This is a genomic window from Shewanella sp. SM69 (genome assembly GCF_025653985.1).
GTDB lineage: Bacteria > Pseudomonadota > Gammaproteobacteria > Enterobacterales > Shewanellaceae > Shewanella > Shewanella oncorhynchi.
Genome location: NZ_JAKKRV010000006.1, coordinates 82900 through 95708, shown reverse-complemented (window position 1 = coordinate 95708; position 12809 = coordinate 82900). Strand labels below are relative to the sequence as shown.

Sequence of the window (12809 nt, the reverse complement as noted above, 5' to 3'; positions counted from 1 at the left end):
TGAACTGACTAGGCTGGATTGACTAAAGTAGATGGATTAAGTGCTCTTCAAAAAGGTAAATAAGCCAAATAAAAACGGGAGACTTTAAGTCTCCCGTTTTTAATCAAGATTGCTGCAATTAAATCTTAAACTGGCCCACTAACTTGCCCAAGTTAATGCCTTCTTCCGAGACTGTCATACTGATCCTAGCGGCATCTTCGCTGGAATGAAGCAGCTCGTTTACAATCTCTTGGATGGCATACACGTTACGGTTAATTTCTTCGGTTACTGAGCTTTGCTCTGTCGCCGCGGCCGCAATTTGGGTACTCATATCATTAATCGCCGTTACCGCTGAAGTGACTGAGCCTAAACTATCGGAAATCGTACGAGAAGAATCCACCGAACGTATACAGCTTTGCTGACTCTCTTCCATGGCTTTCACGGCTTGGGTCACTAGCTTATGCAGTGCCGATAACATCTCGTTGATTTCTAACGTGCTGGCTTGAGTTCGACTGGCTAAATTACGCACCTCGTCGGCGACCACAGCAAATCCACGACCCTGTTCACCAGCACGGGCCGCTTCGATGGCGGCGTTCAATGCCAATAGGTTAGTTTGCTCGGCAATACCGCCAATGACAGAAAGCACGCTGTTGATCTTCTGTGATTGCTCGCTGAGTGATTTTATACTGCCTGCCGCATTGTTAATTTGCGACATTAAAGACGCAATCTCCTCAAGCGAAGCATCAACACAACGCTGTGCATTCGCCACATCACCAGTAGCAGCGTGAGTAGCTTCGGCTACTTGAGTGGTATTCTTAGCCACTTCGTTCGCAGTGGAGGACATCTCAGTGATTGCAGTCACCACCTGATCGGTTTCATTGTTATGACTCACCAACTGGCTCGACATGACTTTAGTTTGATCATGAATCGCATTGGCTGCCGTTTTTACTTTAGCCGTCGCAGTCGCAACATCGCCGATAATATGCTGAAGTTTATCGACAAAGAGGTTAAAGGAGCGCCCAAGTTGGGCAATTTCGTCTTCACCTTTTACGGTAAGTCGCTTGGTTAAATCCCCTTCGCCCTTAGCAATATCATTTAAGTTATCGGCCATATTCTTGATTGGCACGACCATACGGTGGGCGGCAATCATAATGATAAAGCCAGTAATACCCGTAAGGAAAAGCGCTATCAGCAAAATCGCGAAGGATTTTTCTGCCATTTGCTCAGTCACTGTCTGGCGATAATCTTCAACAACAGCTTCAATATCATCGATATATGCCCCAGTACCTAACATCCAGTCAGTACTTGGGATCATCATGGCGTAACTGATTTTTTCAATCTGTTCATTAGTATTAGGTTTTTGATAGTAATAGGAGAAACTACCATCGCCACGTTTAGCGGCATCGAGCAGACCGACGATAATTTTAGTGCCGCGAGGATCTGTCATATCCATTTTATTTTGCCCTTCTAAACTCGGTATTAGGGCATGGAAAATATTTTTCCCTTGAGAGTCATACATGAAGAAATAACCCGCACTGCCAAAACGTATGTCTCTTAGCGCTTGATTCACATTCCCTTGTTCTTTTAACGATAATTGGTAATTCACTATACCAGCGGCAATTTCGGTAGCTTCTTTAATTTGTTGTTTACGTTCACCGACGAGCTTAGATCTAAAGGTAACCACCTCATCGGCAAGCGCATTTTTCTCGACATAATAAGAAACCGACATCAACACCAATAATGCGAGGATCAAAGGGAACAGCGATAGCAATAATAATTTATTGCGCAAACTCAACTTAGACATACTTGAATGCTCCAAAGGATTACAACTTGTATCTTCGGAGTATAGCTAAGATTGTTGTATTTCTATGCGCTTAAAGTAACAAAATCTTAATCTTGCTCAATAAACATTCGATTAATAACGACTCAGTTCAAAGCATATTAAGCAGCACACCACATACACTAAAACCTAATACCAGTTGTAGCATGGGTGGTTTAAATAACTTTAATGCACCAAAACCGAGCAATACCAAGGCCATATCTTTACCTGAGAATACCGCCTGAGAAAACACGGGTTGATAAAGTGCTGCGGCAAGTAAGCCAACAACACAGGCATTGACGCCCGCTATCGCACCAGCAATTTTTGGTCTTGCGGCAATCGCATGCCAGCTTTTCAACCCCACCAGCATGAGTAAAAAACCGGGTAAAAAAATGGCTGCGGTTGCGATGCAAGCCCCCATGAAGGGCTTATCTAACATCACTTCAGCGCCTAAAAAGGTCGCAAAGGTAAACATAGGTCCTGGCACTGCTTGGGCAAAGGCATAACCTGTCAGAAAACGATCGCCGCCCATGGTATCACCCACCGCAGTTTCCAACAGAGGTAGCACAACATGACCACCACCAAATACTAAGCTCCCTACGCGATAAAACTCACCGAAGATCCAAGCTTCAGAGCCTAAATCCACGATAAAAAAACTGCCGATGAGCAACACGAAAAAGAGCAACAAATAGAAGTAATTCAATCGAATCGGTGCCAGGGCTACTGTGTCATCTTGGCTCGCACTCAATTTATAGATGCCGATAGTGGCGGCGCCAAGTAACAAAAGGATTTGCGTCCACATAGATGGCACAATCAAAATTGCAGCAGTACTGACTAACATTAATAGGCGTGCGGATTTGCGTTGGCAGAACTGTTTAAACATGGCGAGAACGGCATCGGCAACCACAACGACGGCCATTAACTTAAGCCCATAAATCATCCCTTGAACATAATGATTGGCGAGCCAAGCCGACGTCGTTACCGCCAGTAAGTACATCAAAATAAAGGAAGGTAGTGTAAAACCGGCAAAAGCAGCAAGCGCGCCAACAAGCCCGCCTCTTTGATAACCAATGGCAAAGCCCACTTGGCTCGACCCTGGCCCCGGCATAAATTGGCTTAAGGCAACCAGACTGGCGTAACGCTTATCATCGAGCCAACCGAGTTCATTTACGAAGGTCTGGCGAAAATAACCAATGTGCGCCGCAGGTCCACCAAAACTCATCAAGCCCAAGGTAAAAAAGCGTAGGAAAATCTGTAGCATAAATCGCCGCCCATCAATGCATAAAGTGCTGAAGATTATGCCACTAAAAAGACACTTTGATGAAGTTTCACGCGAGCAGCGCAGATAAAAGTATTGCAAAGACTCCACATGGTAGAGTCCTTATGATTGTTTGAGCGGACTTCAAGAGTCGTAAAGCGAGTGAACACAAATGCTTAGTGATAAAATGATGAGAGAAAAAGCTAATCCTTCACCAACATAGCTAAGACTTCAAAATGATCCGTGTGGGGGAATAAATCAAATAGCTGCACTTTGGTTAAGTGATAGCCTTGAATATATTCGAGATCTTTCGCTAAGGTTTGCGGATTACAGCTTGAATAGAGAATGGCCTTAGGGGCAAACTCGCTTAAAGACTGACATAGCGCCTCGCCAATGCCACGCCTTGGTGGATTAACAATGATCAAATCCGGCTTATCGGCAGCGCTTTTACCCTTAGCAAAGTCGGTGGAATCGAGCGCCATAAATTGCACGTTTTCGAGCCCCATCATTTGCGCTGACATTTGCGCGCATGCAATCGCTTCAGCTTCAATTTCAATCCCTGTGAGGGTAATATCTTTGGATGCACAGTGCAGTCCGAAACCGCCTACACCACAGAAGAGATCCCATAACGAATGAGGTGAAAACTCGGCAACCCATTCACGGGCCGTTTGATATAACTGAGCCGCAACGTGTGGATTGGTTTGGAAAAAGCTCTTAGGCCGAATAAACAAAGGCACATGATTAAAACGTTCTTCAAGCCTAGTATTCTCAGTTAAGAAAATCTCTTCATCACCCTCAAGTATTGCCATATGAACCGGTTGGATATTGACTGACACCACTTTTATTTGCGGATATTCAGCTAATAATGCAGGTAATTCACGTTCGATACGTTCGATACTATTGGTGGACCGCAGTACAAACCGCAGTAGATATTCACCACGCACTTGACTGCGGGTCAGCAGAATAAATTTAAGTTCACCCTTGGCTCTATCTACCCGATAAGGAGGAAGTCCAGCCTGCTGCACAAAGCGTGTTAAGCGATGTAATAAATCTTGCATATCAGATGGATATAAAAGGCAGTCGCAAAGATCTACCGCCTCGCCACTTGGGCTCACAATCCCCAGCACTGGCGCATGGGCGGCGCCTAAGGCTACCATTTTAGCTTTATTACGAAAGCCGCTGTCCTCCCCAATTACCGGCGGCTGAAAAATATCGTGTAAATTAGCTGGGATAAAAGGCGCGAGTAGTTGCTGTAAAGTTTGAGTCTTAACCGCCACTTGCTGCACCATAGGCTGTTGTATATGTCGGCAAGAAAGGCACTGACCTTGGTTAAAATAACCACATTGCTTGGCGGTATTTACAATAGCAGCATTCACGGCAGATCCTAGATATCAGTAAAAAAGCGCCACACTGTAGCGGTTTTACAGGTAAAAATCACCTTGAAGCATATTCAAATCAGCATCAAGTGCATAATTCACGGCGCACTCAAGATAGGGTGAGTTTATCAACATCAGCAATAGACTGCCGCTTACCCAGGGCCTTTTCAATCCATTCAAGCACTTCGGCTGAGGTACTGCGAAACGTCGTTAACTTACCGCCATATAAACTGAGTATTCGCGGATGGGAAATCGATGTTTGCATTAAGGTATCTCGCGGTCGCTCAAAGGCTTGGCTATTTTGCTTAGGCAAGACCCGAATACCACAGAAAGTTTTGGTTATTAGCGCCTTGAGCTCATCAATCTCCGGCGTTAATGGGAAATAATGTTTGTAGATCCCCAGCAGATAATTAATTTCAGATTCGGTCGCCTCAGGCGGCTTATCTAAAGAGGTTAATTCAGTTTCTGTGGTGCCGATTAAGGTTTGACCATACCAAGGCATCACAAAAATTACCCGCTTATCGAAGCATGACTCTAAGTACAAGATGCCATCGGGCGCGGGAATATCCAGCAACACATGGGCACCTTGTACCCAATCGAGTTCAACACCCGCAAGTGGGGGCAAGACTTTGCTTAAAACAGCATTTACCCAAGGACCTGCAGCATTAATCACAAGCTTCGCCTCGGCTTTATGGATTTCGCCCCTGTGGCTAAAACTCAGCTCACAGGTCTCGCGCTTGTGTTCCAACTCAAGAAATTCAGCCTCGGTATAGACTTCAGCACCCAGTGCCTGTGCGCTACGCGCCACCGCTTGAGTGAGCAATTTATCGTCGGTCTGTGCATCCCAGTACTGAAATACGGCTTTTAATCCAGAGAGTTTTAATCCCTTGAAACGATGCCAATGCACAGCAGGTACTGACACAAATTGGCCTAAAGGATCAAATTCACTCAGCAGTGCATACATACTCAGTCCTGCGCGAATGGTCCAAGGACTGCGCTGACTGTTGTCGTACACGGGAATATAAAAGGGCACAGCTTTAACAAGTGATGGCGCAAGATTGAGTAAATGTCGCCTTTCAAGCAATGACTTACGGACTAAATTAATTTGTCCGGTTTCTAAATAGCGTAAACCACCGTGGATAAGCTTGCTGGAATTAGCTGAGGTTTGGCCGCCAATTTCGCCCTTTTCAATCAGCAAGGTGGAATAGCCCGCTGCTGCTGCATATTGGGCAATGCCGACACCGCTGATCCCACCGCCAATAATGGCTACATCGAAACAGGCCATAACTTACTCTCGCTAACCTTCAATAGACGACTGACCCGCTGAGCCTCAAGCATAAAACCCATTACACTCAGTCGAAACGCTAATAAGCGTTAATATGTCAATAAGTTAATCTTAGATCAAATCTCGACGATAAGAGTTTAATCAATACTGGCATGTAATTGTTTAAGTGCTTGATCGCACATAGTCTTTAAGGCTTTTAGTTCGCTCGCCTCGCCGCCTACTTTACAGCGCATCAAATGGGGAATTTCACTTGCCTGTGTTTTGAGGGCAAGCCCCGCTGGCGTTAAGGCCAGCACTCTCACGCGTTCATCCTGCTCGCTACGCCCGCGAGTCACTAATCCTTTAGATTCTAGCCGCTTCAGCAATGGCGTTAACGTGCCTGAATCGAGGAAAAGTTTATCGCCTAAGGTTTTGACACTAATCCCCTGCTCTTCCCATAGCACTAGCATGACTAAGTACTGCGGATAGGTTAGATCTAATTTGTCCAACAAAGGGCGATAGGCACGCACCATAGCATTTGCAGCACTATAAAGTGAGAAGCACACTTGATTCTCAAGACATAAGGCATTCTCTGTGCTGGTATTTTCGGCCATATCGACAGTATTAACACGGGTGTTGGGTTGAGTTGTTGCCATAGGAAGATCCGACAAATTAAATATATTGCGCACAATATACTTGCATTCACACCAAAGATCGAATTATAGTTTACCACAATTAAATTGCGCACAATTCAAATAGGTTTACTTAATCCTTAACCTCAGAAGGTCTAATACTATGAAAACACTTTATGAAACACGTGCCACAGCAAAAGCGGGTCGTCAAGGTCAAGTCAGCACTGATGATGGTTTACTGGATGTCGCTTTAGCCTATCCAAAAGCCATGGGCGGTAGCGGTCTCGCCACGAATCCTGAACAACTGTTTGCCGCAGGTTATGCCGCCTGTTTCTCAAACGCCGTTCTGCACGTCGCAAAAATCGGCAAAGTGGATATTACCGAAGCGCCAGTCAGTGCAGTTGTTGGGATTGGTGCCAATGACGCCGGTGGTTTTGCATTAGCGGTTGCCTTAGAAGTCAGCTTAGATTTACCGCAAGAAGCCGCAGAAGCCCTAGTGCGTCATGCGCATCAAGTTTGTCCGTACTCGAACGCCACGCGCAATAATATCGACGTGAAACTTAGCGTAAATGGCGTAACGTTAGGCTAACCATAACCCATCATCGACACCTGTTGATAACGTCAGAAATAGAGCACCCTCGGGTGCTTTATTCTTTATTAGCCAATAACGACTCAAGCTGAGAGTGAGTGTGCATCACACCATTTCACAGGGAGATAAACTGGTTTCAGTTCCCAAAAAATTATTATTCGCGAGTTAACTAACACTTCTTAATATCTAATTTAATCAAAATGATTGATTTAAGTAGAGTAAGAGATAATCGAACCGTTTGACGATACTTAAACCCACTCTCTGTGGGAGGCGCTATGACAAAATATCTATCGAAATTATCTCTCTTTTGCTCGCTATTATTCCTCTTTGCCTTTTCTATCCCGAGCTGGGCCGAGACAACACCCTCAAGCTCAGCGGATCGAACGTGGCATTATGTGAATGCTCAGGGTGAACTCAAAATTAAGCTGTATTTCTTTTGGTCAAAAACCTGTCCGCACTGTGCAGAGGCCCATCCGTTCATTGATTCATTACCGCAAAAATACCCTTGGATAGAACTCGAATCCCATAGAGTGTCAGATCCCGGCGTACAGGATATTTGGCAAAATATTGCCTCCAAAACCAGTACTGAAGCACGCTCAGTACCCTATATGGCAAGTTGTGAAAAGGCCATTGTGGGATATTCAAGTGAAGCGGTAACGGGTGAGTTTTTAGTCAATCGACTGAAGAATTGTTATTTATCCCTTGGCGGTAAACTGAGCGACGCTGACCTCCCCACCAAAGGAGCCACCAGCACAACCACAAGCGCTCAAACTGATGCACCGCTCTTTGGCACTTGTGGCACGGATACTGGTGAAGGCACCTGTGATGCCACCAGCTTAAGCGAGTCCGTTGCAGAGGCAGAAGTTCAGCCCGTTGAATTACCTTTAGTGGGAGTAGTGACACCTGAGACTATGTCTCTGCCGTTACTCACCTTAGTGCTCGCAGGTGTCGATGCTTTTAACCCTTGTGCCTTCTTTGTGTTGCTATTTTTACTATCGATAATGGTTAATGCCAAGAGTCGCAGCCGCATGTTACTTGTCGGCGGGATTTTCGTATTCTTCTCCGGCTTTATCTATTTCCTGTTTATGACGGCATGGCTAAACATCTTCCAACTGCTGGGGGCAGGCAGTGATGGCGGTATGATCATTTTAGCGGCGGGTTGTTTAGCTTTGATCGCAGGAGCCATCAATATCAAAGATTACTTCTTTACTAAGGGAGAAGTGACACTATCGATGTCGGCAGAAAATCGTACGAGTCTAATAAAACGCATGGGGAAACTATCCAATTCCAGTAACTTAGGCGCGTTACTCATAGGTTCTACCGTATTAGCTATCCTCGCCAATGCCTATGAGTTACTTTGCACCGCAGGCTTCCCAATGATCTACACCAGTGTGCTATCTATGCACAATCTGCCAGACATTGAACGCTATATGTATTTGGTTTTATACAATATTGTTTATGTGATCCCGCTGGCTATTATTGTTATCGTTTTCAGTGCGACCTTAGGCAAACGTAAGTTAACCGAAAAAGAAGGCCAAACCCTGAAACTTATGTCAGGCGTGATGATGTTGGGTATGGGTATCGCACTGGTTATTGACCCAACAGCACTGCAAAATGTGAGCCTGGCACTCGGATTGATCTTAGGCTCGCTAGGCGTTACAGCAATAATTGTTATCGGCCGCAAACTGCTCACGGCCAAGGCAAAATAATTGCAGATTGGCAAATTCATGTGTAACGACTAAAGTTAACCGTGGGTTTGCCGATAAAGGGATCCAGCTTACAATCGAGGTTAGTTATGTCAATTTCACTGAATACCCAAGCTATCGCACCGAATCTAGAAAATGGTGCAATTGGCGTTAAGGTTGCTCAGTTAGCAAAAGAGCAGCAAAAAGCCGAAGGTAAAATCGCGGTAGATTTAATTGCAGCTGCGGCGCCAAAACCCGTAGGCAATGCAGGCCACAACATCAACACCACGGCCTAATTGTTAGCAATACAAAATCAAAAAAAGCGCTCTGATTATCAGGGCGCTTTTTTTTGTTATTTTCTCTAAAACGTCAAGCGAATTTAAGAAAAAGCGTTACCATTCACGTGCATAATAGTAAATGTCCACACCACAAATGCCAGTGGGATATGCACTAAGGCATAGAAACACTGATCGAGTCGCCCCATTCCTTTTGCTAACAAAATCAAATACAAGTGTAATCCAATCACCAAGGGAAATAGCGCTAACAGCGGATAGAGTGCGACAGGGTTTGCATCGGAAAATAAGCTGTGACTGAATAAAGCCCACGCCACCATAAAGGCGGTCGTCAACGGCGGCGTTGCAATGCGATATTGCTCTGGATAGGGAAACATCCTACGACCTCTGAGTCTCAATCAATAAATTTACGTTGTAGGTTTTCGCGCAATCAACTGGGCTTTATAACTGCTTTGAGTGGACTGCGGATCACATAATCGACCTTCAAAGTAATGTAAAGATTGCCAGTTAGCAAACACTGATTTGAGTTCATTTTCAGTAAGTAAGAAATCTGGGTTGCGTGGCCGACCTATCTGCGCCTGTTGCGTTGTAAAGGTTTCATAGACGATAAGGCCTGTGCTCTTAACCGCCTTAGCAATTTGTGGCAGTAATGGGCGATGCAGATAATTAAATACTAAGACAATATCGTACTCTTCAACCGGTAATAATGGTCCAGCCTCAGCTTCTAAATCCCTTTGTAATTTGTAAGCATTAGCCTGATCAATGTGTGACATGGCGGACAAATCTCGATCGATAAACGTCACTTCAGCCCCTCGCGCTAAAAACCACAAACCATTACGCCCAGAACCGCAAGCGAGATCGAGCACCTTAAGTCCATCGAAGCAACTCAAGTCTAAGTTAGACACAGATGGATTAGGCCAAGCGAACTCTGTGATTAACGCGACAGGCGTTAAAGTTGACGTATGGGTTACAGACATATCAATTAGCCCTTAATTTCTTTTTTCGAGTCAATTTGCCGACGATGCACAATAGAATAATGCCTGAGCCCTGCAGGACCATGGGACACGATCACTGACAAAAAAAGTATCACGATTAACAGCTCAGGTTTGTAATGAGCCAGCGGCACAAACAGGCCAAGCAAGCCTATTTTTACTAAAGTTAACACTCCCTTAAGCTGGATCAGCCAGCGCCAATCCCTTACGATTTCCCATAACATTAATATGCTGCCCGTCGTCATCGCGAGATACCAATAACTCAACCATTGCACTTTATTTACATCTAATAAAATGCCACCACCAACACCAACGATCCCTAAAATATGTAATGCTCTTAAACTGGTTTTACTCAAACGTTGAAACCAAAAACGTTTTTCAGATATGCCTTGTTTGTGCATTACAACCCCTTAAGAATCAATTGCGTAACATTTAATTAAAATGATAATATAATTTTATACAATAAAGGCTTTTGAAATAACATTATTTATAGAATATATAAAAATAAATAAGCCATCTCCTCAATATACAAGATTAAATTATAATATCTATAAAATACAAATAGATAAAACACACCACCAAAGCCATAATTTATGCCATTTTTATTTTACAAAGTTAAAATCAATCCATTCAATATGTTAACTCACGCATGTTATACCGTATTGAAGCAGTGATTAGTCTCAACTTCATTAATATTTCCCATCCGATTGCACATTTTAAATATGTTATTTTCGCTGTAACAAAGGTTATGTGATCTGAACACACATATACCTCTTTAGATAGTGCTAAATTTGCAAATGGAGAATGCTCTAACAGTGCGTGAGCTGCGTAAAAAATAAATATCACGCCACGATGAATAACCCTTATTAAGTAGATGAATGTACGGCGGAGGAACTATCATGTTCACAAGAAAGATTCAAAAAACAGCACTAGCCATGCTGATCTCTGGCGCTATGGCAGGTACTGCCTATGCAGCACCAGAAGTGCTAGCCGATTTTCACGGTGAAATGGGTAGCTGCGACAGCTGCCACGTATCAGACAAAGGTGGCGTCACCAACGACAACCTTACCCATGAAAATGCTCAGTGTGTTAGCTGCCACGGTGATTTAAAAGAACTGGCCGCCGCTGCACCTAAAGATAAAGTATCCCCCCATAAATCTCACCTAATTGGCGAAATTGCTTGTACTAGCTGCCATAAAGGTCATGAAAAATCAGTCACCTATTGCGATGCTTGTCACAGCTTCGGCTTCGATATGCCTTACGGTGGTAAGTGGGAACGTAAGTTTGTGCCTGTTGATGCAGACAAAGCTGCTCAAGATAAAGCCATTGCCGCTGGCGCAAAAGAAACCACTGATGTAGTGATCATAGGTTCAGGTGGTGCAGGTCTTGCTGCAGCCGTTTCAGCCCGTGATGCAGGCGCTAAAGTTATCCTGCTTGAAAAAGAACCTATCCCTGGCGGAAACACTAAACTTGCTGCTGGTGGTATGAACGCTGCAGAAACTAAGCCACAGGCTAAACTAGGTATCGCAGACAAGAAACAAATCATGATCGACGACACCATGAAAGGTGGTCGCAATATTAACGATCCTGAATTAGTCAAAACCTTAGCCAACAACTCATCAGACTCTATCGATTGGTTAACCTCTATGGGTGCCGATATGACTGACGTAGGTCGTATGGGTGGCGCAAGTGTTAACCGTAGTCACCGTCCAACAGGCGGCGCTGGCGTGGGTGCACACGTAGCACAAGTTCTATGGGACAATGCAGTGAAACGTGGTACTGACATCCGCTTAAACAGCCGTGTAGTACGTATTCTTGAAGATGCGAGCGGTAAAATTACCGGCGTATTGGTGAAGGGTGAATACACAGGTTATTACGTGGTCAAAGCTGACGCTGTCGTTATCGCAGCGGGTGGTTTTGCGAAAAATAACGATCGTGTAGCTAAGTACGATCCTAAGTTAAAAGGCTTTAAAGCGACTAACCACCCAGGTGCTACAGGTGATGGCTTAGACGTGGCATTACAAGCGGGTGCTGCAACTCGCGACTTAGAATTTATTCAAGCTCACCCAACTTATTCACCTGCTGGTGGTGTGATGATCACCGAAGCGGTACGTGGTAACGGTGCGATCGTGGTTAACCGTGAAGGTAACCGCTTTATGAACGAAATCACCACCCGTGACAAAGCGTCTGCCGCGATTCTGCAACAAAAAGGCGAAAGTGCTTATTTGGTATTCGATGACTCTATCCGTAAGAGCTTAAAAGCTATCGAAGGCTATGTGCACCTGAACATTGTTAAAGAAGGCAAAACAATTGAAGATCTGGCTAAACAGTTAGATATTCCAGCAGCCGAACTCGCTAAAACAGTGAAAGCTTATAATGGCTTTGTTAAATCAGGTAAAGATGCTCAATTTGAACGTCCTGATTTACCACGTGAATTAGTTGTTGCACCTTTCTACGCTCTCGAAATCGCGCCAGCAGTTCACCACACTATGGGTGGTGTTGTGATCGATACTAAAGCCGAAGTGAAGAGTGAAAAAACGGGCAAGCCTATTGATGGTTTATATGCAGCAGGTGAAGTCACAGGTGGCGTTCACGGTGCTAACCGCTTAGGTGGTAATGCTATTTCCGATATCGTTACTTATGGCCGTATCGCGGGTGCATCTGCAGCTAAATACGCTAAAGACAAAAAGTAAAATGCAATAACAGAGGGTTAAAGGACTAACCCTCAGCTCATATAGTACGACTTTCAATATGAGAGCCCTAGCTTGAACACTTCAAGTAAAAGCAGTCAATCAATAAGCGAGCCGTCAGGGGCTCGCTTTTTTATTCCCAATTGATGATAAAGCTCACTCTTTTAAAGGGGAATTTTCTAAGGCTAAGGACAAAAAGCCCTAACTCACTTACACTCTTTGCCAGATAATG

Annotated in this window: 12 protein-coding genes; 4 read left to right on the top strand and 8 right to left on the bottom strand. The window is 44.5% G+C overall.

The window, feature by feature from the left end:
• Nucleotides 1-118: 118 nt before the first annotated feature.
• The 5 genes from L5M37_RS10295 to ohrR all read right to left on the bottom strand — a co-directional run bounded on the left by L5M37_RS10295 (nucleotide 119) and on the right by ohrR (nucleotide 6352).
• Nucleotides 119-1783, bottom strand: a complete 1665-nt coding sequence (locus L5M37_RS10295) for a methyl-accepting chemotaxis protein (protein ID WP_263200372.1) — start codon at nucleotides 1781-1783, stop codon at nucleotides 119-121.
• A gap of 127 nt (nucleotides 1784-1910) precedes the next feature.
• A complete protein-coding gene (gene chrA, locus L5M37_RS10290) occupies nucleotides 1911-3059 on the bottom strand; it encodes a chromate efflux transporter (protein WP_263200371.1) in 1149 nt (382 codons plus the stop codon).
• Nucleotides 3060-3259: 200 nt separating this feature from the next.
• Nucleotides 3260-4432 (bottom strand): 23S rRNA (uracil(747)-C(5))-methyltransferase RlmC, encoded by a 1173-nt coding sequence (gene rlmC / locus L5M37_RS10285; RefSeq protein WP_263145190.1) that lies wholly within the window; start codon nucleotides 4430-4432, stop codon nucleotides 3260-3262.
• A gap of 109 nt (nucleotides 4433-4541) precedes the next feature.
• Nucleotides 4542-5717, bottom strand: a complete 1176-nt coding sequence (locus L5M37_RS10280; protein ID WP_263145193.1) for a glycerol-3-phosphate dehydrogenase/oxidase — start codon at nucleotides 5715-5717, stop codon at nucleotides 4542-4544.
• A gap of 137 nt (nucleotides 5718-5854) precedes the next feature.
• Nucleotides 5855-6352: a hydroperoxide resistance transcriptional regulator OhrR gene (gene ohrR, locus L5M37_RS10275; RefSeq protein ID WP_168824895.1), complete on the bottom strand. Its 498-nt coding sequence runs from the start codon at nucleotides 6350-6352 to the stop codon at nucleotides 5855-5857.
• 139 nt (nucleotides 6353-6491) lie between these two features.
• Between ohrR and L5M37_RS10270 the strand changes: the two genes are divergently transcribed.
• The 3 genes from L5M37_RS10270 to L5M37_RS10260 all read left to right on the top strand — a co-directional run bounded on the left by L5M37_RS10270 (nucleotide 6492) and on the right by L5M37_RS10260 (nucleotide 8898).
• Nucleotides 6492-6917: an organic hydroperoxide resistance protein gene (locus L5M37_RS10270; protein WP_131524696.1), complete on the top strand. Its 426-nt coding sequence runs from the start codon at nucleotides 6492-6494 to the stop codon at nucleotides 6915-6917.
• A 275-nt stretch (nucleotides 6918-7192) separates the two neighbouring features.
• Nucleotides 7193-8626, top strand: coding sequence for a cytochrome C biosynthesis protein (locus L5M37_RS10265; protein WP_263145197.1), 1434 nt, complete (start codon nucleotides 7193-7195; stop codon nucleotides 8624-8626).
• Between the two features lie 86 nt (nucleotides 8627-8712).
• Nucleotides 8713-8898 (top strand): hypothetical protein, encoded by a 186-nt coding sequence (locus L5M37_RS10260; RefSeq protein WP_028759392.1) that lies wholly within the window; start codon nucleotides 8713-8715, stop codon nucleotides 8896-8898.
• 83 nt (nucleotides 8899-8981) lie between these two features.
• Here the strand turns inward: L5M37_RS10260 and L5M37_RS10255 are convergent, their stop codons facing one another.
• From L5M37_RS10255 to L5M37_RS10245, 3 genes are read right to left on the bottom strand one after another with little or no spacing between them, the layout of a single operon-like run.
• Nucleotides 8982-9272 carry a hypothetical protein gene (locus L5M37_RS10255; protein ID WP_105250069.1) on the bottom strand — a complete coding sequence of 97 codons (291 nt, stop codon included), beginning with the start codon at nucleotides 9270-9272 and terminating at the stop codon, nucleotides 8982-8984.
• Between the two features lie 30 nt (nucleotides 9273-9302).
• A complete protein-coding gene (locus L5M37_RS10250) occupies nucleotides 9303-9872 on the bottom strand; it encodes a class I SAM-dependent methyltransferase (protein ID WP_263200368.1) in 570 nt (189 codons plus the stop codon).
• A 5-nt stretch (nucleotides 9873-9877) separates the two neighbouring features.
• Nucleotides 9878-10288, bottom strand: coding sequence for a hypothetical protein (locus tag L5M37_RS10245; RefSeq protein WP_113939830.1), 411 nt, complete (start codon nucleotides 10286-10288; stop codon nucleotides 9878-9880).
• A gap of 498 nt (nucleotides 10289-10786) precedes the next feature.
• Here L5M37_RS10245 and fccA point away from each other — a divergent pair, with 498 nt between their 5' ends.
• Nucleotides 10787-12580, top strand: a complete 1794-nt coding sequence (fccA, locus tag L5M37_RS10240) for a fumarate reductase flavoprotein subunit FccA (protein WP_113939829.1) — start codon at nucleotides 10787-10789, stop codon at nucleotides 12578-12580.
• Nucleotides 12581-12809 lie beyond the last annotated feature (229 nt).

Excerpts from the sequence above, each read along its gene's own strand:
- L5M37_RS10295 (WP_263200372.1), bottom strand. The coding sequence starts at position 1,783 with ATGTCTAAGTTGAGTTTGCGCAATAAATTATTATTGCTATCGCTGTTC.
- chrA (WP_263200371.1), bottom strand. The coding sequence starts at position 3,059 with ATGCTACAGATTTTCCTACGCTTTTTTACCTTGGGCTTGATGAGTTTT.
- L5M37_RS10280 (WP_263145193.1), bottom strand. The coding sequence starts at position 5,717 with ATGGCCTGTTTCGATGTAGCCATTATTGGCGGTGGGATCAGCGGTGTC.
- ohrR (WP_168824895.1), bottom strand. The coding sequence starts at position 6,352 with ATGGCAACAACTCAACCCAACACCCGTGTTAATACTGTCGATATGGCC.
- L5M37_RS10270 (WP_131524696.1), top strand. The coding sequence starts at position 6,492 with ATGAAAACACTTTATGAAACACGTGCCACAGCAAAAGCGGGTCGTCAA.
- L5M37_RS10265 (WP_263145197.1), top strand. The coding sequence starts at position 7,193 with ATGACAAAATATCTATCGAAATTATCTCTCTTTTGCTCGCTATTATTC.
- L5M37_RS10260 (WP_028759392.1), top strand. The coding sequence starts at position 8,713 with ATGTCAATTTCACTGAATACCCAAGCTATCGCACCGAATCTAGAAAAT.
- L5M37_RS10255 (WP_105250069.1), bottom strand. The coding sequence starts at position 9,272 with ATGTTTCCCTATCCAGAGCAATATCGCATTGCAACGCCGCCGTTGACG.
- L5M37_RS10250 (WP_263200368.1), bottom strand. The coding sequence starts at position 9,872 with ATGTCTGTAACCCATACGTCAACTTTAACGCCTGTCGCGTTAATCACA.
- L5M37_RS10245 (WP_113939830.1), bottom strand. The coding sequence starts at position 10,288 with ATGCACAAACAAGGCATATCTGAAAAACGTTTTTGGTTTCAACGTTTG.
- fccA (WP_113939829.1), top strand. The coding sequence starts at position 10,787 with ATGTTCACAAGAAAGATTCAAAAAACAGCACTAGCCATGCTGATCTCT.